We start from the raw sequence: 26075 nt of genomic DNA on the forward strand, positions 1-26075 counted from the left end.
TTGCGCTGGATGGCATTTTTATGGGTGTATTCAAGCGGTGGGGCTGGCGGCGCGTGTCAGCACAGCGCCAAGGCTTCCAGGCACTGCATGCGGTGCGCTGCGCCGCTGCCTGGGGCAATCTCACGCCCTGGCACGCGCAGGCCGTAGTCCAGGCCCAGGCGGTCGGCTTGCAGCACCCAGGCGGTGACACGGGAGATGCGCGCCTCAGGGTCGGGCAGGTTGGCTCTGTTCACGTCCAGCCACAGCTCCTGGCGCTGGCTTTGCTGGGCGTCGCGGCTGACCAGGTCATCGGTGCCGCTGCCCAGTGATTTGGCCGCTTTCTTCCACACCACGAGTTTGAGCGGGTCGCCCCGCCGGTAGGCGCGCACGCCGTCAAATTCGCCAATGCCCTGGCTGTTGGCGCTGCCCTTGCCTACGGCGCGGGGCTCGCCGGGGGGCAGGGGCGCGGCGGGTACCTCGGGGGCGGGGTACACCAGGATTTGAGAGGCTGGGCGCCAATAGGTCCAGACGCGGAAAGTGCCCATGGGAAAGCGCGTTTCGGCCGTCAACGTAGGCACCGGGTGCAGGCCGCGCCGCTGGGGCTGGAACGCCACCTGCACCGTGGCCTGGCCCTGGGCGGGTACATCGGTCCAGGCCCAGTGGTGCTCGGCGTGGGCTTCGGGCTCGTGCACGGCCACGCCAATGCCATAGCGCGGCGTGGTGCGGGGGCTGGACAGTTGCACCTCCAGCGCAGCGCTGGTGCCCATAAACTGGGGCTGGGGCGGCTTGAGGTGCAAAGTGATGCCGCGCAGCGTGGCGTGGCAGATGTGCATGCCGATGGCGGCACTGCCCGCCAGCATGAAGGTGAACAGGTAGCCCAGGTTGAGCTGGAAGTTGATGGACGCCACCAGCAGCACCAGCAGGGTGACGGCCAGCATCCACCCCGGCCCGGTGGGCACGATATAGACGTTGCGCTGGGTCAGGGTGAGGGTGTCATCGCGCTTGAGGCGCCCCTCCCACCAGGAACGAAAGCGCCGACGCAGCGGCGCCAGGGGCGAGAAGCCCCCGACAGCGCCTGTCAACGGCTTTGGGGCAGCGGGGCGGGTTGCTGTGCCAGCCATCACGCCAGGGGGGTGGCATCGACCATGGCACGCACTTGCTCTACTGCGCCGCGCCCGGCATCGCCCACGGGCACCAGGCGGTGGGCAATGGTTTGGGGCAGCACGGCCTGCACGTCGTCAGGGGCGACATAGTCGCGCCCGCTGATCAGTGCCTGCGCCTTGGCCGCGCGCACGAGGGCAATCCCCGCACGGGGCGACAGGCCTTGCAAAAACCATTGGCCCGAGCGCGTGGCGGCCACCAGGTCTTGCACGTAGTTCAGCAGGGCATCGGACGCATGCACGGCCAGCACCTGGCGTTGCAGCTCGGCCAGCTCGGGGGCGTCCAGCAGGGCGGGCAGTGTGTCCACCATGTCGCGGCGGTCTGATCCGGCCAGCAGCAGGCGCTCTGAGGCGCGGTCGGGGTAGCCAATGGAGATGCGCATCAAAAACCGGTCCAGCTGCGATTCAGGCAGCGCGAAGGTGCCAAGCTGGTCGAGTGGGTTCTGTGTGGCAATCACGAAAAAGGGGTGGGGCAGAGGCCGGGTGGCGCCTTCGACCGAGACCTGCTTTTCTTCCATGGCTTCGAGCAAGGCACTTTGCGTTTTGGGGCTGGCACGGTTGATTTCGTCGGCCAGCAGCACCTGGGCAAACACCGGGCCGGGGTGAAAGACAAAGCCTTCCTTGCCGCGCTCGTACACCGACACGCCCGTCAGGTCGCTGGGCATCAGGTCGGCAGTGAACTGCACCCGCGAAAACTGCAGACCGAAAGTGCGCGACAGCGCGTGGGCCAAGGTGGTCTTGCCAACGCCGGGCACGTCCTCAATCAGCAGGTGGCCCCCGGCCAGCAGGCAGGCCACGCAGTCTTGAACCTGGGCCTTTTTGCCTACGATCACCGTGTTAAGCTGGTCTAAAAGCGATTTGATTTTGTGCTGTGCATCCATGGCGCAACGTTATCCGAAAAACTCTGAAAAATCTGAGACACGGGGACAAGACTGTGAGCAAGACGGGCTATTTCACGCACAGGGACTGTTGGAAACACGAAATGGGCCCGGGCCACCCCGAATGCCCCGAGCGCCTCGATGCCATTGAAGACCGCTTGCTGGTCACCGGCGTGGGCGATGCGCTGGAGCGGTTTGAAGCCCCCGAGGCCGCATTGGCCGACATTGAACTGGCGCACGACCGCATGCATGTGGCGGCACTGCGGGGCCTGTCGGATCGCCTGAATGAAGAGCTGATGGCGGGCGGGCCCAACTACTCGCAGTTGGACACGGACACTTCCATCAATGCCCACACCTGGAAAGCCGCCTTGCGCGCCGCAGGCGCTGCGCTGGCCGCCACCGATGCGGTGATGGCGGGTGAGCTGGAAAATGCCTTTTGCGCCGTGCGCCCCCCGGGCCACCATGCCACCCGCAGCAAGGCCATGGGGTTTTGCTTCTTCAACAACGTGGCGGTGGCCGCCAAATATGCATTGCAGCGCTACAACCTGCAGCGCGTGGCGGTAGTGGACTTTGACGTGCACCACGGCAACGGCACAGAGGACATCCTGGCGGGCGATTCGCGGGCGCTCATGGTCAGCATCTTCCAGCACCCGTTCTATCCATACAGCGGCGATGTGGACCCGGCCCCCAACATGGTGAACGTGCCGGTGGCGGCCTACACGCGGGGCATGGATGTCCGGGAGATCATCGAGATGATGTGGATCCCGAGGCTGGAGGCCTTCAAGCCCGAGATGATTTTTGTGAGCGCGGGCTTTGATGCCCACCGCGAGGACGACATGGGCCAACTGGGCCTGACCGAGCAGGACTACACCTGGATCACCCAGCGTGTGAAAGACATTGCCCGGCGCTACTCCAAGGGCCGCATCGTGTCGTGCCTGGAGGGCGGCTACGTGATGGGGCCGCTGGCCCGCAGTGTGGAGGCGCACTTGCGCGTGCTGGCGGATCTGTGACGTGTATTTTTGTTGGATGTGAAAGGTAGTTGAACGGATGACGGTTTTGGACACGGCGCAAATGTCGCTGCAAGCGCCGCAATCGCCTCTGGCGGTGGCGCGCGATGAGCGGGGGGTGATCACCCTGACCTTGAACGATCCGGGGCGCTTCAATGCCCTGGGCTCGGAGATGCTGGTGGCGTTGCAGCAGGCGCTGGACGCTGTGGCCCAGGACCCGTCCGCGCGGGCCGTGGTGCTGGCGGCGCAAGGCAAGGCGTTTTGTGCGGGGCACAACCTCAAGGACATGGCCGCCCACCCCGATCAGGCGTGGTACCAAAAGCTGTTTGCGCAGTGCAGCCGCATGATGCTCACCATCCACAAGCTGCCTGTGCCCGTCATTGCGCGGGTGCAAGGCATGGCCACCGCTGCGGGCTGCCAACTGGTGGCGCAGTGTGATCTGGCGGTGGCGGCGGAAGACGCCAGCTTTGCCACCAGCGGCATCCACTACGGCCTGTTTTGTGCCACGCCCAGCGTGCCGCTGGTGCGCAATGTGCCCGCCAAGCGCGCCATGGAGATGCTGCTCACCGGAGACTTCATCGACGCCCGCACCGCCCAGGCGCAGGGTTTGCTCAATCGCGTGGTGCCAGCCCATGCGCTGGATGCCGAGGTGGAAGCACTGCTCCAGTCCATTCTGGAGAAGCCCCGCGCTGCCATTGCCATGGGCAAGGCGCTGGTGTACCAACAGCGCGAGCTGGGCATCGAGGCTGCCTACCAGTTGGCCGGGCAGACCATGGCGCTCAACATGATGGACCCAGCCGCCCAGGAAGGTGCGCGGGCCTTTGCTGAGAAACGCACACCGGAGTGGAAGCGCTGATGGCAGGCTCTGTAGATACCCCCATGCTGGACGATGTGGGGCAGTGGCTGCGTGCCTTTGCAGCGCCCACGGTGTTGATTGAGCTGGCCAGCCTGCTGGTGTGTTTGGGGCTGGCCTGGGGCATGGTGGCCTTGCTGCGCCGTGGGCTCAAGCAAGAGGGGCATCGCTCCATTCTGTTTGGTCGCAAGGTGGTGGATGGGGCGCTGTTCCCCATCGTGCTGCTGGCATTGGGCTATGTGGCGCGCACCGCGCTGCTCAACTGGGTGCCGCTGGCCGTGTTCAAGGTGGCGATTCCGGTGCTGGTGTCGCTGGTCGTGATCCGCATCGGGGCCAAAGTGCTGCAGGTAGCGTTTCCGCAGTCCCAGTGGGTTAAACCGATCGAGCGCACCATCTCCTGGCTGGCGTGGCTGGCCATGGTGCTGTGGGTCACGGGCCTGTTGCCGCTGGTGCTGGGCGAGATGGAGCAGATCCACTGGAAGGTGGGCAGCGTGAACCTGAGCCTGCGCACCATGGTGGAGGGGGCCTTGACGGCGGCGGCGGTGCTGCTGCTCACGCTGTGGGTGTCGGCTGCGATTGAGTCGCGCTTGTTGCGCTCAGCCACGGGGGCTGAGTTGTCGCTGCGCAAGGCCGTCAGCAACGCGCTGCGGGCTGTGATGATTTTCTTTGGCCTCATTGTGGCCATGTCGGCGGTGGGGATTGATCTCACGGCCTTGTCGGTGTTGGGGGGGGCTGTGGGCGTGGGCATTGGCCTGGGGCTGCAAAAGCTGGCCTCCAACTACGTCAGCGGCTTTGTCATCCTGACCGAGCGCAGCATGCGCATTGGCGACAACGTGCGTGTAGACAACTTTGAAGGCCGCATCACCAACATCAATGCGCGCTACACCGTGGTGCGGTCTGCGGCAGGGCGCGAGTCCATCGTGCCCAACGAGATGCTGATCACCCAGCGGGTGGAAAACCTGTCGCTGGCCGATCCGCGCGTGTGGCTGTCCACTGTGGTGAGTGTGGCCTACGACAGCGATGTGGATCTGGTGATCCAGCTGTTGACCGAATCGGCCCTGGCCAGCAACCGCGTGCTGCGCGATCCCGCACCGTCTGCGTCTTTGTCTGCTTTTGGCGCCGATGGCCTGGAGTTCACGGTGGGGTTCTGGATTGCCGATCCGGAAAACGGCACCCTGGGCCTGCGCTCAGACATTAACCGGGCCATTTTGGCGGCGCTGCGCGCGCACCATATCGACATTCCGTTCCCCCAGCGCGTCATGCACGTGCAGGTGGAGGGCAGCTTGCCTGGGGCCGGGCCCACGGTGGCTGCCTTGGTGGGGGCCGATGCGGCATCCCCACCGCAAAGCCAGGGGCAGTGACCCTGCGTGCCGCAGGTGACAGCAAACTCTTTGTGCGCCAGTGAATTGCTGGCCTATAATTCACAAAAAGCACGGTCGTTCGTTTTTTGAAGATTTGCAGCCAGCAGCGCATCCTTTTGTTGGGTTCGCTGCAGTGCGGCATAGAATCATCTGGTTTACGTAAACGTCAATTCAACCAACTCTCTAGGAGCCGCAGCAATGAAGGTCTTGGTCCCTGTCAAGCGCGTGGTGGACTACAACGTGAAGGTCCGAGTGAAGTCGGACAACACGGGTGTGGACATCGCCAACGTGAAGATGAGCATGAACCCCTTTGACGAAATCGCCGTTGAAGAGGCAGTGCGCCTGAAAGAAAAAGGCCTGGTGACCGAAGTCATCGCAGTCTCCTGCGGCGTAGCCCAATGCCAGGAAACCCTGCGCACGGCCATGGCGATTGGCGCCGACCGCGCCATCCTGGTCGAGACCGATGTCGAACTGCAACCCCTGGCCGTGGCCAAGCTGCTCAAGGCCCTGGTGGACAAAGAGCAACCCTCGCTCATCATCCTGGGCAAACAAGCCATCGACGACGACGCCAACCAGACCGGCCAGATGCTCGCAGCCCTGGCCGACCTGCCGCAAGCCACCAACGCCAGCAAGGTGGACCTGGCTGCCGACAAGGTCAATGTGACCCGCGAAATCGACGGCGGCCTGGAAACCCTGGCCCTGACGCTGCCCGCCGTCATCACCACCGACCTGCGCCTGAACGAACCCCGCTACGTCACCTTGCCCAACATCATGAAGGCCAAGAAGAAACAGCTGGATGTCGTCAAGCCCGAAGACCTCGGCGTGGACGTGGCGCCTCGCCTCAAGACCCTCAAAGTGACCGAGCCTGCCAAGCGCGGCGCAGGCGTGAAGGTGGCCGACGTGGCGGCCCTCGTTGAAAAACTCAAGAACGAAGCGAAGGTGATCTAAATGTCGGTACTCGTTATTGCTGAACACGACAACGCCAGCATCAAAGGCGCCACCCTGAACACCGTGACAGCTGCAGCCGCTTGCGGTGGCGACGTGCACGTCCTCGTTGCCGGCCACAACGCCGGTGCAGCCGCCCAAGCAGCAGCCCAGATCGCTGGTGTGAGCAAGGTGATCCATGCCGACGCAGCAAGCCTGGCCCACGGCTTGGCCGAGAACGTGGCAGCCCAGGTACTGGCGATCGCCAGCAACTACAGCCACATCCTGTTCCCCGCCACCGCAGGTGGCAAGAACGTGGCCCCCCGCGTGGCCGCCAAGCTCGACGTGGCCCAGATCAGCGACATCACCAAGGTGGTAAGCCAAGACACCTTCGAGCGCCCCATCTACGCAGGCAACGCCATCGCCACCGTGCAAAGCGCAGACAGCGTCAAAGTCATCACCGTGCGCACCACCGGCTTTGATGCCGCAGCTGCCACGGGTGGCAGCGCCGCCGTCGAAACCGCCGCTGCGACCGCCGATGCCGGCAAGAGCAGCTACGTGGGCAGCGAGATCGCCAAGAACGACCGCCCCGAACTCACCGCCGCCAAGATCATCGTCTCCGGTGGCCGTGCGCTGGGCAGTGCTGAGAAATTCAACGAAGTCATCACCCCGCTGGCCGACAAGCTGGGTGCCGCCATTGGTGCCAGCCGCGCAGCGGTGGATGCAGGCTACGCCCCCAACGATCTGCAAGTGGGCCAGACCGGCAAGATCGTGGCGCCGCAGTTGTACATCGCTGCGGGTATCTCGGGTGCGATCCAGCACTTGGCGGGCATGAAGGACTCCAAGGTGATCGTGGCGATCAACAAGGACCCAGAAGCTCCGATCTTCAGCGTGGCCGACTACGGCCTGGAAGCCGACCTGTTCACGGCAGTGCCTGAATTGGTCAAGGCGCTGTAAAGCCCTGTGGCTTGCACAAAGGCATCGTTCGCGATGCCTTTTTTTTGACGAAATTTTGCTTTTCCGGAGACAACAATGAGCTACACCGCCCCCGTCAAGGACATGCTGTTCGCCATCGAGCACTTGGCCAACATCGAACAGATCGCCCAAATCCCTGGCTTTGAAGACGCAGGTCTGGACACCGCCGCCGCCGTGCTGGAAGAGTGCGCCAAGTTCAACGAGGGCGTGCTGGCTCCGCTCAACTGGGAAGGCGACAGGAATCCATCGAGCTTTCAATCCGGTGTGGTCACCACCACGCCCGGTTTCAAGGAAGCCTTTCGCCAGTACGCCGAAGGCGGCTGGCAAGGCCTGCAGCACCCCGCCGACTTTGGCGGCCAGGGCTTGCCCAAGACCATTGGCGCAGCCTGCATCGAGATGACCAACAGCGCCAACATGAGTTTTGCGCTGTGCCCGCTGCTGACCGATGGCGCCATCGAGGCGCTGCTCACGGCGGGCAGCGATGAACTCAAGGCCACGTACCTCGAAAAGCTGGTGACGGGCGAGTGGACCGGCACCATGAACCTGACCGAACCCCAGGCGGGCTCGGACCTGGCACTGGTGCGCACGCGCGCTGAACCCCAGCCGGACGGCAGCTACAAAGTCTTCGGCACCAAGATCTTCATCACCTATGGTGAGCACGACATGGCCGAGAACATCGTGCACCTGGTGCTGGCCCGCGTGCAGGGCGCGCCCGAGGGCGTCAAGGGCATCAGCTTGTTTGTGGTGCCCAAGTTCATGGTCAACCAGGACGGCAGCCTGGGCGCGCGCAACGACGCGCACTGCGTGAGCATCGAGCACAAGCTGGGCATCAAGGCGTCGCCCACGGCCGTGCTGCAGTTTGGCGACCATGGTGGTGCTGTGGGCTATTTGGTTGGTGAGGAGAACCGTGGCCTCGAATACATGTTCATCATGATGAACGCGGCCCGCTACGCCGTGGGCATGCAGGGCATTGCGATCTCCGAGCGCGCTTATCAAAAGGCTGTGCAGTACGCGAAAGACCGCGTGCAGAGCCGCCCTGTGGACGGCAGCATCAACGCCAGCGCCGCCATCATTCACCACCCCGACGTCAAGCGCATGCTCATGACCATGCGCGCCACCGTCGAGGGCTGCCGCGCCATGGCCACCGTGGCGGCTGCCGCGTTCGACGCCGCCCACCACCACCCTGATGCGGACACGCGCAAGCAGAACCAGGCGTTCTATGAATTCATGGTGCCGCTGGTCAAGGGCTACAGCACCGAAACCAGCCTGGAAGTGACCAGCCTGGGCGTGCAGGTGCATGGTGGCATGGGCTTCATTGAAGAAACTGGCGCGGCGCAGTACTACCGCGACGCCAAGATCCTGACCATCTACGAAGGCACCACGGCCATCCAGGCCAACGACCTCGTGGGCCGCAAGACGGCGCGTGATGGTGGCCAGGTGGCCAAGGGCATTGCCGCGCAGATCGAGAAGACCGAGGCTGCGTTGCTGGCCAGTGGCACACCCGCAGCCCTGGCCGTGGCCAAGCGCCTGACGGCTGCACGCAAGGCGCTGCTCGACGTGATCGACTTCGTGGCGGGCGGCACCAAGGCCCAGCCCAACGCCGTCTTCGCGGGCAGCGTGCCCTACCTGATGCTGGCGGGCAATGTGGTGGCGGGCTGGCAACTGGCGCGCAGCCTGCTGGTGGCCCAAGACCTGTTGCAAAAGGGACAGGACGAAGCCTTCATGCGCGCAAAAATCACCACGGCCCAGTTCTACGCTGACCACATTCTGGTGAAGGCCCCCGGCCTGCGCGACAGCATTGTGGAAGGCGCTGCCAGCGTGACCGAGCTGGCATTGGAGGCGTTCTAACGCGTCCTGAAAGGGCAGCCCGCCCGTTGAGGAATGAAAAAGAGTGAGACGAGGCCTGTGCAGGGTGCAGGCCTTTACTATAAAAAATAATAGCTGCTAGCGCTTGTTGAATAAGCGCTAGAGGGCTATTTCAATCAAAACCTGTTTCTGGAAGTTGTTGCCATGTCCAAACTGCCCGCCGCGTTGCAAAACCTGTCGTTGCCCGTCATCGGATCGCCGCTGTTCATCATCAGCAACCCCAAGCTCGTCATTGAGCAGTGCAAGGCCGGTGTGGTCGGCTCCATGCCGTCACTCAATGCGCGCCCCGCCGAACTGCTCGATGAGTGGCTGGCCGAAATCACCGAGACGCTGGCCGCCTACAACAAGGCCAACCCCGACAAGCCCGCCGCGCCCTTTGCCATCAACCAGATCGTGCACAAGAGCAACGACCGCCTGGAGCACGACATGCAGGTGTGCGCCAAGTACAAGGTGCCGATCATCATCACCAGCCTGGGTGCGCGTGAGGATGTGAACCAGGCGGTGCACGCCTGGGGCGGCATCGTGCTGCACGACATCATCAACAACAAGTTCGCGCACAAGGCGATCGAGAAGGGCGCTGACGGCCTGATCGCCGTGGCGGCCGGTGCCGGTGGACACGCAGGCACCAAGAGCCCGTTCGCGCTGGTCCAGGAAATTCGCCAGTGGTTTGACGGCCCCTTGGCGCTCAGCGGCTCCATCGCCAGCGGTGGCGCGGTGTTGGCCGCCCAGGCCATGGGGGCCGACTTTGGCTACATCGGCTCGGCCTTCATTGCCACGCACGAGGCCCGCGCGGTGGATGCCTACAAGCAAGCCATTGTGGAGAGCAACTCCGACGACATCGTCTACAGCAACCTGTTCACGGGCGTGCACGGCAACTACCTGGCGCCCTCGATCCGCGCCGCAGGGCTGGACCCCGAAAACCTGCCCGAGTCCGACCCCAGCAAGATGAACTTTGGCGGTGGCGCCCAAAAGGCCTGGAAGGACATCTGGGGCTGCGGCCAGGGCATTGGCGCCATCAACGCCGTGACCAGCACGGCCGAGCTGGTGGCCAAGCTGCGCCGAGAGTACGAAGAAGCGCGGACGCGCTTGAAGCTCTGATCGGCGCATGCAGTGCATACCGCTGGGCTTGGTCACTCAGTGGTATGTTTGCTATCGAATGTATAGCTGCCAGCGCTTATTCAATAAGCGCCAAGGCCTGATTTGATTCAATATTGGGGTGCCGGGCTGTGGCGTTGGGCGGCACGCATCACAGCCCGTACGTCAGCTCCCGCGCCTTGCCCCAGAACACGCGGTACATGAAGATGGTGTAGATCACGATCACCGGCAGCGTGATCGCCACGCCAATGCCGATCACCGCCAAGGATTCCGTCGCGCTGGCGGCTTCCCATACCGTGAGGCGGTCGATGACGATGTAGGGGTAGATGCTGTACGACAGCCCGAAGAAGGCCAGCACAAAAATCACCACCGTGGCCACAAACACCACCCAGCCATAGCCCGCTGCCACCACCCGCGGTGCGGCCAGCACATGCCGAATGGCGAAGAAGGCGGCCACGCACGCCAGCGGAATCGGCAGCAGTGCAAAAAAGCCGGGCAGGGCAAACCACTTGTGGAACACCGTGTGGCTCACCACCGGTGTGGCCAGCGAGATGCCCACCAGCGCAAAACCCATGGGCCACAGCACGCCCTGGCCCCAGCGCAAGGCCTTGCGTTGCAGTTCGCCCTCGGTCTTCATCACCAGCCAGCCCACGCCCAGCATGGCGTAGGCGGCGGGCAGCGTCAGCGCAATGCCCACGGCAAACAGGCGGCTCCACAGGTCGGTGTGAAAGCCGGTGACGTACGCCCCCAGCATCCAGCCCTGGGCCAGGGTGGTGACCAGGGAGCCCAGCGCAAACAGGTGGTTCCAGGCGGCCTTGTGTGCATCGCGTGCCTTCACGCGAAAGTCAAACGCCACCCCGCGCACGATCAGGCCGATCAGCATCACCGCCACGGGCAGGTACAGCGCCGACAACACCAGGCCGTGCGCCATCGGAAAGCACACCAGCAGCACGCCCACACCCAGCACCAGCCAGGTCTCGTTGGCGTCCCAGAAGGGGCCGATGCTGGAGACCATCACATCCTTCTCGGCGTGCGTGGCCAGCGGCAGCAGCATGCCCACACCCAGGTCGTAGCCGTCCAAAATCACGTAGGCCAACAAGGCCAGGCCCATCACAGCCATGAAGATCAGGGGCAGGGCGGTGGCCCAGTTCAGTAGTTCCATCATGGGGGGCTCCTGCCGTTCAAACGGCTTGGGGTGTGGCGGGCGCCACGGCGGGGGCGGGCAGGGTGGCGTGTTCGGCCATGTGCTTGATGACGCCCACGTAGGCGGCCAGCAACAGCGCATACACCGTGAGGTAGGCCGCCAGCGTGCCAGCCACCATGCCACTGGGGTGGGGGGCCACGGCCTCGGCGGTTTTGAGCAGGCCGTAGACCAGGTAGGGCTGGCGCCCGATTTCCGTCACGTACCAGCCCGCCAGCGTGGCCACCCAGCCCGAGAACGTCATGCCCACCAGCGCCCACAGCACCTTGCGGGGCAGCATGCCAGCACTGTGCGCGCGGCGGCGCCACAAGGCCCACGCGGCAGCCCAGGCCACGGCCAGCATCAGCAGGCCCACGCCCACCATCACCCGAAAGCCCCAGAACACAGGCGCCACGGGCGGGTGCGCGCCTGCAAACTCGTTCAGTCCCTTCAGCTCGGCATCGGGGTCATGCGCCAGGACCAAGCTCGCGCCCTTGGGGATCTGCAGGGCGTAGTCGGTGCGGCCTTCTTTCTCGTTGGGCAGGCCAAACAGGGTCAGCGGCGCGCCTTTTTCGGTGTGCCAGATGCCTTCGATGGCGGCGATCTTGGCGGGTTGGTGCTCCAGCGTGTTCAGGCCGTGCAGGTCGCCCATGAAGATTTGCAGTGGCATCGCCACGGACACCGCCACCACGGCCGTGCGCAAGGCTTGGCGGGTGCCAGGTGCGGCCGTGCCTTTGAGCAACTGCCAGGCGCTGACCCCCGCAATCAAGAAGCCTGCCGTGAGGCACGAGGCCAGCAGCTTGTGCCCCAGCCGGTAGGGGAAGGACGGGTTGAACACAATCTCCAGCCAGTCCACCGCATGGAATTTGCCGTCGATGATCTCGTAACCCACAGGGGTCTGCATCCACGAGTTCAGGCTCAAAATCCAGAACGCCGACAGCGTGGTGCCGAAGGCCACCAGCAGTGTGGCTGCCAGGTGCACGCGGTCAGACACACGGCCCCGGCCAAACAGCATGATGCCCAGGAACGAGGCTTCCAGAAAAAATGCCGTCAACACCTCGTAGCCCAGCAGCGGCCCGGCGATGTTGCCCGCACGCTCCATGAAGCCAGGCCAGTTGGTGCCGAACTGAAAACTCATGGTGATGCCCGAGACCACGCCCATGGCGAAGGTCAGCGCAAACACCTTGGTCCAGAAGTAATAGGCCTGCCCCCAACCAACGGCTGCTGGCGTGCCCCGCGTGGCCGCGTGGCGCAGCCGGAAGAACACCAGAAACCAGCACAGGGCAATGGTGATGGTGGGAAAGAGGATGTGAAAGCTGATGTTGGCCGCGAACTGGATGCGCGACAGCGTGAAGGTATCGAGCGCGTCCATGGCCTCAGCCCCCCTTGGCGTTGTCGCCCGCGCGGCCCTTGCCAGTCAGGCGGTCTTTGAACTCCAGCACCCGGGTCACCGCCGTGCCCATGCCCATCAGCTGCAGGGCGGTTTCGGGGGCCAGGCGCTGCACATCGTCAAACCAGGTCATCAGGCGGTCGATCAGCTCGTGCATCTCGCGCATGCGCTCCTGGGCATAGCGTTCTTCGTCCGAGGTGGGCTCTTCCAGCAGCGCCATGCGCAGCATGGACAGCGTGGGCTCGATCTCGCGGCGGCGGCGTTCCTCGGCCAGCACGCGGAAGATTTCCCACACATCCTTGGGGGCCTCAAAGTATTCGCGCCGGTCCCCGGGCTGGTGGCTGAGCTTGACGAGCCGCCACGACTGCAGCTCTTTGAGGCCCATGCTTACGTTGGAGCGCGAGAACTCCAGGGTCTCTGCAATCTCGTCGGCATTGACTGGGCGCGGCGACAGGAAGATCAGCGCATACATCTGGCCCACGGTGCGGTTGATGCCCCAGCGGCTGCCCATCTCGCCGAAATGGGACACGAATTGGCGATTCAGAGGAGGGAGGTTTTTGACGTAGGTCATAGGAAGCGCATTGTGCTCCAAATTTATTGAATTTTCAGTAAATACTGAAAATTCAATAAATTGCCTGTTCCGCGAATTCAGGTGGTGCTTGCTCAGAGGCAGTTTGCCTTCCGGCGCTGGGGTGAGGACGGCCTTGCGTACACCGGTTTGGGCCGGGGCTGGCACGCTTTACATGGAAAGAGGACAATAGAGGGTTTTACATTTGCGCCTGCGAACCATTTCGCCAGCGCGCGTTGGTGAATCCCGTTCTCTGCATGTCTCAACACACCTCACGCCTGCCGCTGCTGGACACCGTCAAGGGTCTGGCCTGCGCAGCCATCGTTGCGCACCATCTGGCCTTTTATGGCCCCATGTCTGACATAGCCCAGCCCCTGGCACCTGACCTGATGGCCTGGCTGTACGACTACGCGCGCATGGCGGTGCAAGTGTTCTTGGTGCTGGGCGGCTACCTGGCTGCCTCCAGCCTGGCGCCAGAGGGTGTGGCCCGCTTCGGCCAGGTGGGCCAGCAATTGAGCAAGCGTTTTGTGCGCCTGGTGGTGCCGTATGTGGTGGCGTTGTTGGTGACTGTGCTGATCAGCGCGCTGGTGCGCCCCTGGATGGAGCACCCCTCGGTGCCCGGCGACCCGAGCCTGGCCCAGTTGGTCACCCATGCGTTGCTGCTGCACAGCCTGGTAGACCATGAATCCCTGTCGGCCGGGGTCTGGTACGTGGCGATCGATTTCCAGCTGTTCGCGCTCAGCCTTCTCATGTTTGCTGCAGTGCGTGCATTGCCATCGCCACTGGCCAAGCAGCGTGCCGCCTTGCTGGGCCAGGCCTTGGTGGTGGTGGGCGTTGCGGCCTCGCTGTGGGGCTTTAACCGCGACGCGCAGTGGGATGTGTGGGCGGTTTACTTCTTTGGTGCCTATGGCCTGGGCATGATGGCCTTTTGGGCCAGCCGTGCACCGCAGGCCACGGGCTGGGTGCTGGCGATGGCCGTGCTGGGCGGCGTGGGCTTGGCGTTGGAATTCAGGGCGCGCATCGCGCTGGCGCTGGCAACGGCCTTGCTCATGGTGTGGGCCATGCGCACCCCTGCGGTGCGGCAGTGGCGTGGGGTCTCGCCGCTGGTGCGCCTTGGGCAAATGTCCTACTCCGTGTTCCTCATCCACTTTGCCGTGTGCCTGCTCGTCAATGCCGTGGTCAGCAGCCTGTGGCCCGCATCGCCGTGGGTCAATGCCCTGGGCATGCTGCTGGCGTTTTCGCTGGCCATGGTGGCAGGGCAATGGCTGTACCGCACCGTGGAGCAGCGCACCCCTACATTGCCCACCATGCTGCGCTGGCAGGCGAGCCTGGTGGCCGCAGGGGTGCTGGTGCAGTTGGGCAGCAACTGGGGTTGATACCTGGCGGTGCGCCCGCGTGTTGACGCAGGGGCGCAGCCCACAGGCTTGCCAGCTTTGCCGCGAAGCCCTGCGGGTCCGGTTTCGGTGTTCAGCGATGCAGCTCGCCCGCGCTTTCGGGCTGGTACACGATGCGTTTGACCTGCACCGTCATGGCCTTTCCGCCAGGGCCGGGCCAGGCCAGTTCATCCCCCACTGACAAGCCCAGCAAGGCGCTGCCCACGGGGGCGAGGATAGAGAGCTTGTCTGCGCTGCCATCGAGGTCACGCGGGTACACCAGGGTCAGGCAAAACGACTTGCCTGTCTCCACAATGCTGAACTCCACGGTGGAATTCATGGTGACCACGTTGGGTGGAATCTCTTCGGGCGCCACCACGTCCGCCCGATCCAGCTCTGCCTGCAGGTCTGCCTTGCCCGGGAACACACTGGAAGGCATGGCGGCCAGCAGGGCTTCAATGCGGTCGAGGTCGAGAGAGGACAGAACGATCTGGGGCTTGCGTGCCATGGCAGTACCTTAGAACCTGTTCAAAATCTTTTTGGAGATTGCATTGGAGTGCAATCGGGATGAGTGGATGCTTCGGGTGTGCCGCATGGGCTTGTGCCCATGCAAGCAGCCGAGGCGTTCAATCGCCCGATTTCACTCCAACCCTTCGGGCAAGTGGCTGGCCGGGCGGTCTGCGGCGTTGCATCGCTTGCCAATAGCACGGGCTATTGGCTGCGCGCTGCGCCTAGCACCCCATCCCGGTCAGACACTTGTGCAACTCCAAAAAGACTTTGAACAGGTTCTTATATGTTTGGTTGAAAGCGCGGGACTGTAGCCCACAGGGCAATCTCGCACTGGCCCGCAGGGCCATACCGCCATGCCGCTGCTATACCGTTGTTGCACGCGAAGCGGTGAAGGGGACGCAGCGCCATTGCAGCGCTGCGTCCATGCTTCGCGGGGCCTATCGCACCTGGCTGCTGTAGTTCACCGGCACCCACACCCAGCCGCTGCCGGCCTGGCGCAGCCGGCCCATGCCCGGAAAGCTGAAGTGGCTCACCGCCACCAGGCTGCCATCTTGGGCCAGTGCTTCAAACAGCCGTGCACGGCTGGCGGTGGCCTGGGGCTCGTCGGTGTCAAAGGCAATGGTCACTTCCGGGGACTGCAACTGCACCGAGGCCACGTGGATCAGATCGCCCACCAGCACTAGGCGCTGCCCCTGGCTTTCCACGGCGTAGGCCGTGTGTCCTTCGGTGTGACCGTGGGCGGACAGGGCTCGAATGCCTGGCACCACCTCGCTGTCAGGGGCAAACGCGGCGAACCGGCCAGCCTTGACGTAGGGCTGCAGCGATGCCACCGCCCCTGCAAAAAAGCCCTTGGCCTCGGCAGGGGCCGCGTTGGCTTTTGCGGGGTCCAGCCAGAAGTCGGCATCGGCTTTTTCGGCATGCACGGTGGCGTTGGGGAACATGCGTCGGCCTTTGGCTGCCAAGCCACCCACGTGGTCGGGGTGCATATGGGTGATGAGGATGTCATCCACCTGCTCGGGCCGGTACCCTGCCGCGCGAATCTGCGCCGCCAGCTTGCCCAGCGTGGGGCCAAACAAGGTGCCCGCGCCAGCATCCACCAGCACCAGGCGCTTGCCGGTGTTCAGCAGCCAGGCGTTGACCGAGGTCTCCAGCGGCGCGTGCTGAAAGTGCTGTGCCAAGCCCTCTGCGACGCGCCCTGCGGGGGCGTGCAGCAGTTGGTCTACGGGCAATTCCACGGTGCCATCGCTCAGCGCGGTCACCTCTATTTGGCCCACCATCATGCGGTACCAGCCGGGGGCCTGCACCTTGTGCTGTGGGGCTGCGGCCAGGGCCACCTGTGGCAGTGTGGCGGTGGCGATGAAGGCGCCGCCCAGGGCCAGTGCGGTGGCCAAGGTGGTGGCGCGGGCCAAGCGCAGGGGCATGCGCTTGGGGGTCGCCCAGGTGGGCAGAGAGCGCAAAACGGACAAAGCAGTGGTGGTGGATTTCGACGTCATCGGGTGCTTTCTGGCGGCATGGGCCGCAGTGAAATGGATGGATGGGCGGATGGGTTGAGAGACGAGGTGCTATTGTTCTTCTTTGCGTTTTTTGGAACAATGGGTTTGTTTGCAAACCTACGTTGCGAATTTTGCAAAGAACGGCTGCGTGCACATCCCATCAAATGCCCCGTGGTTTGCTGAAAACCTCTGGGCCCTGACTTCGCCACCGGCGCAACCACCCATGCTCGATTTTTTGGAAACCTTTCTCGCTGTGGCCGCCGCCGGTTCCTTCTCATTGGTGGCCCGCAGGCAAAACGTGGCGGTGTCCTCCATCACCCGCAAGATTGATGCGCTGGAGTCAGAGATGGGCTCGCGGCTGTTTCACCGCAGCTCGCGGCGGCTGGTGCTGACCGATGCGGGCGAGCAATTTGTTCCCCGTGCCCGCAATGTGATTGCCGAGCTGGCCGAGGCCAAAGAGGCCATCCTGGCGCAGGACGCCGGGCCGCGCGGCTTGCTGTCGGTGACGGCGCCCACGGTGTTTGGCAGGCAGCATGTGCTCAGTGCTGTGGCCAGCTTTTTGCACCGCTACCCCGACATTGAGGTGGACCTGCACCTGACCGACCAGATCGTGGACCTGACGGAACAGCGCATGGACGTGGCGGTGCGCATTGGCCTGCTGCCCGACAGTGACCTGTACGCCACGCAACTGGCGCAGGTGCGGCTGGTCACCTGCGCCAGCCCTGCCTACCTGGCCCACGCGGGCCGACCTGCCAGCGTGGCGGATTTGCTCAGCCACCAGTGCATCACTGGCGCAACCCCTGCGGCGCAAGGCATTGCCTGGCGTTACCCCGGCGTCAACCGCAACCAGCCGTTGCCGGTGCAGGGGCGGTTCCGGTCCGACGACAAAGACGCCATGCTGCAAGCAGCCCTCAAAGGCCTGGGGGTGCTGCACATCGCCACCTGGGTGGCGTGCAACCACCTGCGATCGGGGGAGCTGGTGGCACTGTTCCCGCAACAGGAGCGCACCGCACCGGCGCTGCCAGACATGCCATGCATCCACGCGGTGCGCTTGCCCGGCCGCAGCCATGCCACCAAGGCGCGGCTTTTCATGGATCACCTGCGCGCCGAGATCGGTGCCGAGCCGTGGTGGGACCGTTTGCTGCACGAGCCTGCTGTCAGCGGGGCTGCCGCCTGACACGGCTGGGCCATGGGTCTACCCATGGTTTTCAAATAACTGTATATTTATACAGTTATGAAAAGTCCTCCAGCACCTTCTGAATCTGCCGACTTCGCAGCGCCGGAGGAGATCCGCATCCCTGTGCAAGCCATTCGGGGGCGGGGCGCTGCATCGGCCCCGCCACACCGGTTTGCGCGCGATGTGCGTGAGGCCGTGGACGATGGCTGGGGCAACGTGGCAAGCCCGCAGGTGCAGGGGTTGCAGGCCCATGCGGGGGGCGAGGAGGGCGGGATGGCATCGACCTCTGCGTGGGGCGACGAGGGCGAAGGCGGCGCACCAGCCCTGGCCACCCGCGTGCACCTGGAGACAGCCCGCAGCGCTTTGTGCGCCAACGATTCGCCCGACATCTTTTTTGAACTCTCGGTGAATCCCTACCGGGGCTGCGAGCATGGGTGTGTCTACTGTTACGCCCGGCCCACGCACAGCTACCTCAACTTCTCTCCGGGGCTCGACTTTGAAACGCAGATCGTGGCCAAGCACAACATTGCGCAGGTACTGCGCCACGAGCTGGCCCAGCCCCGCTATGTGCCGCGTTTGCTCAATATCGGCTCGGCCACCGATTGCTACCAGCCCGTGGAGCGCGAGCTGCGCCTGACCCGCAGCGTGATCGAAGTGATGCGCGATGCGTGCCACCCGTTCTCGCTCATCACCAAATCGAGCGGGGTGGAGCGCGACCTGGACCTGCTCGCCCCCCTGGCCGCGCAGCGCCTGGCAGCGGTGTACGTCACCATCACCACGCTCGATGGCGACCTGGCCCGCCGCATGGAACCCCGCGCTGCGGCGCCCCACCGGCGGCTGCGCACCATCCGCACCCTGGCCGAGGCGGGGGTGCCTGTGGGCGTGAGCGTGGCGCCGCAAATTCCGTTCATCACCGAAGACATGGAGCAGGTGCTCGAAGCCGCCCGCGATGCCGGTGCCACCAGCGCTTTCTACACCGTGCTGCGCTTGCCGTGGGAGCTGGATGCGCTGTTTCGCGAATGGCTGCAGGTGCATTACCCGCAGCGTGCGGCCCGTGTCATGGCCCGTGTGCAAGACCTGCACAACCTGACGGATGCGCAGCGCAGCGCGGGCAAAACCTACGAAGCCGACTTTGCCACCCGCATGAAGGGCAGTGGCCTGTGGGCCGACCTGGTGCGCCAGCGCTTTGCCACGACCTGCCGCCGCCTGGGCTTGAACCGTGAGCGCGAGGGGTTGGACTTGGGCCAGTTCAGGCCTGGGTTGCTGCGAGGACAAGGCAGCTTGTTTTGACGCACTGGGTGCTGACGTGGTGGCACTGCGCAACGCACCATGCCAGTGATTGCACGCGCGCTTTGGTGAGCTTTGGCCTCACCTTGGTGCCTTTCTCACAATCTGCGCAGCAGGCCCCTGAAAACGCAATTCGCTGCTGCGCCAGCCCCTTGGTTCAGTGCCATGGCAAGGGCGCGCTCTCCTAAGCTTGGCATCTGATTTAGCCCCCGCTGCAGCCAGCCTGCAGCGCCCCCAATGCTGACTTGAGGAAACCCCCATGGCCCTGCGTGATTTCAAAGTGCTGACGTTTGATGTGGTTGGAACCCTGATCGACTTTGAGGGCGGCATGCTCGCCTACCTGCGCCAGGCCGTGCCTGGCAGCGATGTGACCGATGAGCAGTTTCTGGCCGCTTACCGCGCTGCCCGCAAAAGCCCCGACACCGACTGGTACCCCAACGACCTAGTGCGCTGCTGGCACGTGGTCGCCCCCCAACTGGGCCTGCCCGACAGCGATGCACTGGCCCAGGGCTTTCGCGACTCGGTCGCGCAGTGGCCCGCCTTCCCCGATTCCATCGAAGCGCTGGCCCGGCTGCGCAAGCACTTCAAGCTGGTCACCATGACCAATGCCCAGACCTGGGCGCTGCAGCACTTCCAGAAGACGCTGGGTTCGCCCTTTGACCTGCTGCTGGCTTGCGACGACGCCCTGTGCGAAAAGCCCGATGCCCGTTACTTTGCCTATGCCCGTGGCCGCTTTGAAGGCGCCTGGGGCTACAAGCAAGCCGACAACCTGCACGTGGCGCAAAGCCAGTACCACGACATTGGCATCTCCAAGAAGCTGGGTATCACCACCTGCTGGATCGAGCGCCGCCACGGCCTGGCCAGCTCCGGCGGCACCATCGAGTCCGAGCACACCGTGCCCGACTACCACTTCCACACCCTGGCCCAGTTGGCCGACGCGGTGGACGCAGGCCGATGAGCCAGGTGTTGAGTGCGGCCACCCTGGCCGCCGTGACCGCGCCTGTGCAAGACCTGCTGCCCGATTTGGTCGCGCTGCGGCAAGACCTGCATGCCCACCCCGAGCTGGCTTACGAGGAGCGCCGCACCGCAGGCATCGTGGCGCAATCCCTGCGCCTGCTGGGTTTGCAGGTGACCGAGGGCGTGGGCGGCACCGGCGTGGTGGGCACCCTGCAATGCGGCGGCGACAGCAGCGGTGTTGCAGGGCAGGGCCCCAGCGTGGGTTTGCGGGCCGACATGGATGCGCTGCCCATGGTGGAGCTGGGCCTGCGCAGCTATGCCAGCCGCCACGCGGGCAAGCACCACGGCTGCGGGCACGACGGGCACACCAGCATGCTCATTGGCACCGCCCGCCAGCTGGTGCGCACCCACCAGGCGCTGGGTTTGCGCGGCACGGTGCACTTCATCTTTCAGCCCGCAGAGGAAGGACAGGCCGGTGCGGCCCGCATGATCGAAGACGGGCTGTTTGAGCGCTTTGCGTGCGACAGCGTCTACGCCCTGCACAACTGGCCAGACCTGCCCCTGGGGCATGCGCAAACGCGCCCCGGCCCCATCATGGCGGCGGCCGACCGGTTTGACATCACCGTGCGCGGCAAGGGCAGCCACGCGGCCCAGCCCCAGCACACCCCCGATGCCATCCTGGCCGCCAGCCAGCTGGTGGCGCAGCTCAATACCATCGTCTCCCGGCGCATCGACCCGAGTGAATCGGCCGTGCTGTCGGTCACCCGCATCGAAGGCGGCCACAGCCACAACGTGCTGCCGGCCGAGGTGCAGATCACTGGCACCGTGCGCAGCTTTGATGCCACGGCGCAAGACCGCATCGAAGCCGCCCTGCGTGCCACCTGCCAAGGCATGGCCCTGGCCAGCGGTACCCAGGTGCTGGTGAACTACCAGCGCTACTACCCAGCCACCTTGAACACCGCAGCGCAGGCGGCCCTGGCTTTGGATGCAGCCCAGGCCGTGGGCCTGCAAGCCCAGGTGGCGCCCCGCGCCGCGTTCACGTCCGAAGACTTTGCCTTCATGCTGCAGCGCAAGCCCGGTGCTTACTTGTGGCTGGGCCAGGGCCGTGCAGACCCAGGCCCCGAAGGCGAACGGGCCTTGCACCACCCGTGCTACGACTTCAATGACGACGCGCTGCCTTTGGGCGTGCGCTGGTTTTGCGAAATCGCCGCCCGCGCGCTGGCTGCGCCTGGGCCCCGCTAAGGACGCATCACATCCTTGCTACGGGGGCGCCACGCCCCCGCTTCCTCTCCCCATTTCAGCACTGTCCCATGCGCATCACTGTCCTCAAAAACACCGCCACCCTGACGGACCTGCAGCCCCAGGGTGGCCCGGCACGCCCTGTCACCCAGCCACCTTGCGCCTTCAGTGGCATCGATGTGGATTTGGCTGGCGCAGCCCCGCACCAGACCGGCATCTGGGAATGCACCCCTGGCAAGTTCGAGCGCGTGCTGCCCAACGCCGAGGTCATGCACATCCTCACGGGCGCCTGCATCTTCACCCCCACCGAGGGCGAGCCGCTGCACATCCAGGCGGGCGATACGCTGTTCTTCCCGGCCCACACCACGGGGGTGTGGCACATCACCGAAACCCTGCGCAAGGTCTTTTTTATCGTGGCGCAGTGAGGGCGGTGGCCGCCTGCGCCTTCGGTGGGCGCCGCTGTGGAAATCTATCGGTCTTGAAATCGGGTTTGAAATGAAATAAGCCGCCAGGGCTTATTAAATAAGCGCTGGCAGCTATATTTTTGGTAGCGTTGTGCGAATGCCCGATGGGGCGGGGCACACTGCTTTGCTGGGGGCTCAGCCTTGTGCACGGTCGCGCATGCCGTCCACCGCCAAGCCCGGCGCGTGAGGGCGCAGGGCCTGCTGCGGTCAATGCCCCCCAGCGATGGCAAGCCGTGGTTCGTAGAGTCCCATCAAGCCGCCCGCATGGCTGTCCAGCTTGAAGGCGCGAACGGCCTCAATCAGTTGCTTGGACTGTGTCTCCAGGCTTTGCGCAGCGGCGGCGCTCTCTTCCACCAGTGCCGCGTTTTGCTGAGTGGTCTGGTCAAGTTGGTCGACTGCTTTGCCGATTTGCGACACACCCGTGCTTTGCTCGCTGCTGGCCGCGCTGATTTCGCCAACCACCTCCGACACGCGTTGGATCGCGCCCACCACCGCCGCCATGGTCTGGCCTGCCTGGTCCACCAGACTGGTCCCCGTGGCCACTTTTTCCACGCTTTCATGGATCAGTGATTTGATCTCCTTGGCCGCGCTGGCACTGCGCTGCGCCAAGTTGCGAACCTCAGAGGCCACCACGGCAAAACCCCGCCCTTGTTCGCCAGCACGCGCCGCCTCTACGGCCGCATTCAGCGCCAGGATGTTGGTCTGGAAGGCAATGCCATCGATCACACCAATGATGTCGGAGATCTTGCGCGAGCTTTCGTTGATGCCTTTCATCGTTTCGACCACCTTGGTCACGGCCTCGCCCCCTTGGGTTGCTACCTTCGAGGCATCCAGTGCAAGGTGGTCTGCCATCTTGGAGTTCTCGGCATTGTTGCGAATGGTGGCCGTGAACTGCTCCATGGTGGCTGCGGTTTGTTGCAAGGCGCTGGCTTGTTCTTCCGTGCGCTGGCTCAGGTCTGAATTGCCTATTGAAATTTCGGTGGCGCCGGTGGAAATGGAGTCAGACGCCCCACGCACCTTGACCACGATGTTGGACAGGTTCTTTTGCATCGTGCCCAAAGACTCCAGCACGCTGCCAGGGGAGGCGGTGTCGGCGCCAGGGATGTTGGTCAAATCACCTTCAGCCACTTTGTGTGCTGCATCGCTCAGGACGCTGGGCTCGGCGCCCAGTGCGCGCATCACGCTGCGAGTGATTGCCATGCCGCACACAAAGGCCAGCACCATGGCGACCAGGGCAAACCCGATCAACACATTGCGATGGGATTCGAAGTCTGTCTCTGACTCCGCAATCATCTGCTTGGTGGTGGCGTCCACCATGGCCTGGTAGCGATGGACGTCAGCGACCAGGGTTGCAAGCAAAGGGCGGCATTCGTCGTTGATCTTGGTGATCGCCTCGTCCCGCTGGTCACGCAACGCCAGGTCCACGATGCGCAAGGCCACGGGGCCATAGACTTTTTCTGTTTTTTCGATGGCCTCGAACTGCGCTTTCTCGTTGGACGGCACATTCGGTTTGCCCAACGCCGCCCTGAGCTGGTCCAGCCGCGACTGCACGTCTTCATGGGCCTTCGTTACCGCCAGTTTCTCCACATCGCGCTCGGCGGGCTTGGTCGCCAGCACCAGGTTGCGCGCAGCGATTGCCCGGCGGTCTACCGCAGTTTGAACCCCCCGCACCAACTCGGCGCGAGCACTGATGCCCGTGACAAAGTCGTGGAACTCCTGCTTCTCGTCGCTCAAGTCTTTGAGGGACAGACCCGATACGAACACGATCAGCAGCACCATCAGGCCGAAGGCAAGGCCCAGTTTTGCCTTCATGGTCATGGATTGGAGGTTCATCTCACACCTGATTAAATTGATACAAACGATATTTTTTGGTGCTCTGTATCTTTGTGTCAAATTTTTTTGTCGTTTTCAGGTTGAAGTTTTCAATTTTTTAAGATTTTCTTCAGGTTGGTGAAAATGGTTTGGTGGAGATTTGCGCTGGATGGCAGGCATGCGGGGGCAGATATCTTTTGGCCTTTCGACGGCGCTCGGCCGCGCACCAAGCTCGGCGTGTGGCTCGTTATCCCCTGCGTTGTGGCTTCCGTTTGGCGGTCAGCGCGGCTGTGGCGAGTTCTTTCGGGGACAGCACATAGTCCGGGCATTCAAGCAGCCGGGCGATGGCCAGGTCGATGAATGCCCGCACGCGCTTGGGCTGCGCCGTGCGGTTGCCGTAGTAGATGTGCATGCCAAGGTGCGCACTCAGGTGGGGAAGCAGCACGGGCACCAACCGACCAGCGCGGATGTGCTGGGCCGCATAGAAGTTCGCAAGCTGTCCGATGACCTGGCCGCTCAGCACGGCCAGCAGCTCTAATTCGGAATCGTTGGAGGCAAACGCCGGTGACATCTGCCGGTGCTCCACCTTCCCGTCGACGCTCAGATACCACGGCGAAACCCTTCCCGTCGTTGGGTGGCGATACACGCTGCACCGGTGGGCAACCAGCTCATCCAGCGAGCCAGGGACCCCATGCGCCGCAAGGTAGCTGGGCGCTGCACAGACGATCATCTGGATGGGAAACAGGGAGCGCCCAATGACGCCCTCGTTGGGAGACACACCAATTCTGAAACCCACGTCCACGCGGTCCTGCACCCAGTTGCCAATGCCATCATCGAGCTGGATTTCAGGCTGGATGCCCGGATAGGCCGTGCAGAACTCGTCCAGCAGCGGCATCAACAGGGGCGCAAATGAAGACTTGGGGCCGACGATGCGCAAAGGCCCTGCAATGCTCTCCTGGCCTTGCCGGGCCGATGCGAGCGCCCTGTCCAGTGCTGCCAATGCGGGCTGCGTGTTTTCAAGCAGGTTCTTGCCTTCTTCCGTCAGGGCCAGGTTGCGTGTGGTGCGGTGCAGCAGCCGCACCCCAAGGTGCTGCTCCAGTTGTGCAATCGTCTGGCTGGCGGCCTGCGGCGTCACACCCTGGGCAAGGGCCGCCTGCCGAATGCTCCCCAGCTCTACCGCTTTGGCAAAGGTGGAGATGGCTTTGAATTCATTGATGGGCATGGCGCGTAGGAAAGTGGGTATTTTTGGGGAGGATGGCCCGTATCAGTATCAACTTTTCATTGCGACTGGTGCAAGCTTTGTGTAGCTAGTAGCTTGCTGGTGATTTGCCTAAAGTGCGGGCCAAGGGCGATGGCCTGCGCCGCTAAAGCGCTGCAGCAGCGGCCTCTTTGAGCAGGTTCTTCGCCGCCGTGCCGCGTCGCCCGGATCTCCATCACCGTCAGGACAACCTGGACACAAACCATGCCCATGAAACACAAGGCTTTGGCGACCACCTTGGTCGCCGCGATGGTCGGCATTGCGGGGGCGGATGCCGCTGCCGCCGACTACAAGAAGAACCCATTCACTTTGGTTTACGAGGGCGCGATTGCCCGCAATGAGCCCGGCAAGGTGCAGATCCACCCCGTGCGCTACCAGCTCAATGGCCTGGACATTGCCGCCAACGTCTACACACCCGCGAACTACGACCCCACCAAGGCTTACCCCGCCTTGGTGGTTGCGCACCCCAATGGCGGTGTGAAAGAGCAGGTGGCCGGGCTGTATGCGCAGCGCATGGCAGAGCAGGGCTACATCACCATCGCCGCAGATGCCGCCTACCAAGGCGCCAGCGGCGGGATGCCGCGCAGCGTGGACAAACCGTCCAACCGCATCGAGGACATCCACGGCATGGCGGACTTCATCGGTCGCTACGCTGGCGTGGACGCGGCGCGCCTGGGCTTGCTGGGTTTGTGCGGTGGCGGTGGCTACTCACTGGCAGCGGCGCAGACCGACAAGCGATTCAAGTCGCTGGCGACGGTGAGCATGTTCAACAGCGGTCGGGTCCGCCGCAACGGCTATGTGGATTCGCAGCTCCACACGATCGGGGCGCGGCTGCAACAGGCCTCTGCGGCGCGGGCCCAAGAGGCCGCAGGAGGCGAGGTCTTGTACTCCGGCGATGCGAATCTGACGGACGAGCAGATCGCCCAGCTGCCGTTTGATCTTTACCGCCAAGGCTATGCGTATTACTGGAAGACGCACGCCCATCCCAACTCCACCTTCAAATACACCACCAGCAGCCTGATCGACCTGGTGCGCTTCGATGCCACGGACCACATCGAGCTGATCGAGCAGCCCCTGCTGATGATTGCCGGCAGCAAGGCCGACAGCCTGTACATGAGCCAGGACGCCATCGTCAAGGCCAAGGGCACCCGGGACAAAGAGCTGTTCACCATCGAGGGGGCCACCCACATCGAGACGTACTGGGTTCCCCGGTATGTGGACGCCGCCATTGGCAAGCTGGCCGCGTTCTACGCCCGCACACTTTAGGAG

Annotated in this window: 23 protein-coding genes; 14 read left to right on the forward strand and 9 right to left on the reverse strand. The window is 63.9% G+C overall.

The features are described from left to right. Positions 1-56: 56 nt before the first annotated feature. Both CLU86_RS04950 and CLU86_RS04955 read right to left on the reverse strand, forming a co-directional pair. Positions 57-1100 carry a DUF58 domain-containing protein gene (locus CLU86_RS04950; RefSeq protein WP_099740852.1) on the reverse strand — a complete coding sequence of 348 codons (1044 nt, stop codon included), beginning with the start codon at positions 1098-1100 and terminating at the stop codon, positions 57-59. Further along, positions 1100-2020, reverse strand: coding sequence for a MoxR family ATPase (locus tag CLU86_RS04955; RefSeq protein ID WP_099655117.1), 921 nt, complete (start codon positions 2018-2020; stop codon positions 1100-1102). The genes CLU86_RS04950 and CLU86_RS04955 overlap by 1 nt, the downstream gene beginning before the upstream one ends. Positions 2021-2121: 101 nt before the next feature. Between CLU86_RS04955 and CLU86_RS04960 the strand changes: the two genes are divergently transcribed. The 7 genes from CLU86_RS04960 to CLU86_RS04990 all read left to right on the forward strand — a co-directional run bounded on the left by CLU86_RS04960 (position 2122) and on the right by CLU86_RS04990 (position 10101). Then, the gene (locus CLU86_RS04960) at positions 2122-3027 is read left to right on the forward strand and encodes a histone deacetylase family protein (RefSeq protein ID WP_099655118.1); all 906 of its coding nucleotides are present in this window, start codon (positions 2122-2124) and stop codon (positions 3025-3027) included. Positions 3028-3064: 37 nt separating this feature from the next. Beyond that, positions 3065-3880: an enoyl-CoA hydratase gene (locus CLU86_RS04965; protein WP_233194803.1), complete on the forward strand. Its 816-nt coding sequence runs from the start codon at positions 3065-3067 to the stop codon at positions 3878-3880. Beyond that, positions 3880-5238, forward strand: coding sequence for a mechanosensitive ion channel family protein (locus CLU86_RS04970; RefSeq protein ID WP_099743296.1), 1359 nt, complete (start codon positions 3880-3882; stop codon positions 5236-5238). The genes CLU86_RS04965 and CLU86_RS04970 overlap by 1 nt, the downstream gene beginning before the upstream one ends. Positions 5239-5436: 198 nt before the next feature. Next, positions 5437-6186, forward strand: coding sequence for an electron transfer flavoprotein subunit beta/FixA family protein (locus tag CLU86_RS04975; RefSeq protein WP_099740853.1), 750 nt, complete (start codon positions 5437-5439; stop codon positions 6184-6186). Beyond that, the gene (locus CLU86_RS04980; protein WP_099740854.1) at positions 6187-7119 is read left to right on the forward strand and encodes an electron transfer flavoprotein subunit alpha/FixB family protein; all 933 of its coding nucleotides are present in this window, start codon (positions 6187-6189) and stop codon (positions 7117-7119) included. Between the two features lie 75 nt (positions 7120-7194). Next, entirely contained in the window at positions 7195-8985 is a 1791-nt protein-coding gene (locus CLU86_RS04985) for an acyl-CoA dehydrogenase (protein ID WP_099740855.1), read from the forward strand. A gap of 162 nt (positions 8986-9147) precedes the next feature. Continuing rightward, positions 9148-10101 (forward strand): nitronate monooxygenase family protein, encoded by a 954-nt coding sequence (locus CLU86_RS04990; RefSeq protein WP_099740856.1) that lies wholly within the window; start codon positions 9148-9150, stop codon positions 10099-10101. 148 nt (positions 10102-10249) lie between these two features. Here CLU86_RS04990 and CLU86_RS04995 read toward each other — a convergent pair whose 3' ends face one another. Genes CLU86_RS04995 through CLU86_RS05005 form a run of 3 tightly spaced genes read right to left on the reverse strand, consistent with a single transcriptional unit; the run spans position 10250 to position 13239 of the window. Further along, complete coding sequence (locus tag CLU86_RS04995) at positions 10250-11260, reverse strand: cytochrome d ubiquinol oxidase subunit II (protein ID WP_099743298.1); 1011 nt, start codon at positions 11258-11260, stop codon at positions 10250-10252. 19 nt (positions 11261-11279) lie between these two features. Then, entirely contained in the window at positions 11280-12650 is a 1371-nt protein-coding gene (locus tag CLU86_RS05000; protein ID WP_099740857.1) for a cytochrome ubiquinol oxidase subunit I, read from the reverse strand. Positions 12651-12654: 4 nt separating this feature from the next. Next, on the reverse strand, positions 12655-13239 hold the full coding sequence (locus tag CLU86_RS05005) for a GbsR/MarR family transcriptional regulator (protein ID WP_099658568.1): 585 nt from the start codon (positions 13237-13239) through the stop codon (positions 12655-12657). Between the two features lie 254 nt (positions 13240-13493). Between CLU86_RS05005 and CLU86_RS05010 the strand changes: the two genes are divergently transcribed. After that, entirely contained in the window at positions 13494-14612 is a 1119-nt protein-coding gene (locus tag CLU86_RS05010; protein ID WP_099740858.1) for an acyltransferase, read from the forward strand. 91 nt (positions 14613-14703) lie between these two features. On the opposite strand, the gene rnk is transcribed toward CLU86_RS05010, so the two are convergent. Together rnk and CLU86_RS05025 are read right to left on the reverse strand one after the other, a co-directional pair. Next, on the reverse strand, positions 14704-15117 hold the full coding sequence (rnk, locus tag CLU86_RS05015; protein WP_099655125.1) for a nucleoside diphosphate kinase regulator: 414 nt from the start codon (positions 15115-15117) through the stop codon (positions 14704-14706). A gap of 439 nt (positions 15118-15556) precedes the next feature. Beyond that, the gene (locus CLU86_RS05025; protein ID WP_233194804.1) at positions 15557-16612 is read right to left on the reverse strand and encodes an MBL fold metallo-hydrolase; all 1056 of its coding nucleotides are present in this window, start codon (positions 16610-16612) and stop codon (positions 15557-15559) included. Positions 16613-16835: 223 nt separating this feature from the next. On the opposite strand from CLU86_RS05025, the gene CLU86_RS05030 reads away from it, so the two are divergent. The 5 genes from CLU86_RS05030 (at position 16836) to CLU86_RS05055 (ending at position 21697) form a co-directional block, all read left to right on the forward strand. Beyond that, the gene (locus CLU86_RS05030) at positions 16836-17789 is read left to right on the forward strand and encodes a LysR family transcriptional regulator (RefSeq protein ID WP_099743301.1); all 954 of its coding nucleotides are present in this window, start codon (positions 16836-16838) and stop codon (positions 17787-17789) included. Positions 17790-17846: 57 nt separating this feature from the next. After that, a complete protein-coding gene (locus CLU86_RS05035) occupies positions 17847-19079 on the forward strand; it encodes a PA0069 family radical SAM protein (protein ID WP_099740859.1) in 1233 nt (410 codons plus the stop codon). A 256-nt stretch (positions 19080-19335) separates the two neighbouring features. Next, on the forward strand, positions 19336-20034 hold the full coding sequence (locus CLU86_RS05045) for an HAD-IA family hydrolase (protein ID WP_099740861.1): 699 nt from the start codon (positions 19336-19338) through the stop codon (positions 20032-20034). Further along, positions 20031-21275 carry an amidohydrolase gene (locus CLU86_RS05050; protein ID WP_099740862.1) on the forward strand — a complete coding sequence of 415 codons (1245 nt, stop codon included), beginning with the start codon at positions 20031-20033 and terminating at the stop codon, positions 21273-21275. Before CLU86_RS05045 ends, CLU86_RS05050 begins: the two co-directional genes overlap by 4 nt. 68 nt (positions 21276-21343) lie before the next feature. Then, entirely contained in the window at positions 21344-21697 is a 354-nt protein-coding gene (locus CLU86_RS05055) for a cupin domain-containing protein (protein WP_099740863.1), read from the forward strand. Positions 21698-21943: 246 nt separating this feature from the next. Here the strand turns inward: CLU86_RS05055 and CLU86_RS23235 are convergent, their stop codons facing one another. Continuing rightward, on the reverse strand, positions 21944-23548 hold the full coding sequence (locus tag CLU86_RS23235; protein WP_304528976.1) for a methyl-accepting chemotaxis protein: 1605 nt from the start codon (positions 23546-23548) through the stop codon (positions 21944-21946). A 247-nt stretch (positions 23549-23795) separates the two neighbouring features. Next, positions 23796-24770, reverse strand: coding sequence for a LysR family transcriptional regulator (locus CLU86_RS05065; protein WP_099740864.1), 975 nt, complete (start codon positions 24768-24770; stop codon positions 23796-23798). A 285-nt stretch (positions 24771-25055) separates the two neighbouring features. On the opposite strand from CLU86_RS05065, the gene CLU86_RS05075 reads away from it, so the two are divergent. After that, entirely contained in the window at positions 25056-26072 is a 1017-nt protein-coding gene (locus CLU86_RS05075; RefSeq protein ID WP_233195200.1) for an alpha/beta hydrolase, read from the forward strand. The last annotated feature ends 3 nt before the right edge of the window (positions 26073-26075 follow it).

Origin of the sequence: Acidovorax sp. 62, assembly GCF_002754495.1 — a bacterium.
Taxonomy (GTDB): Bacteria; Pseudomonadota; Gammaproteobacteria; order Burkholderiales; family Burkholderiaceae_C; genus Acidovorax.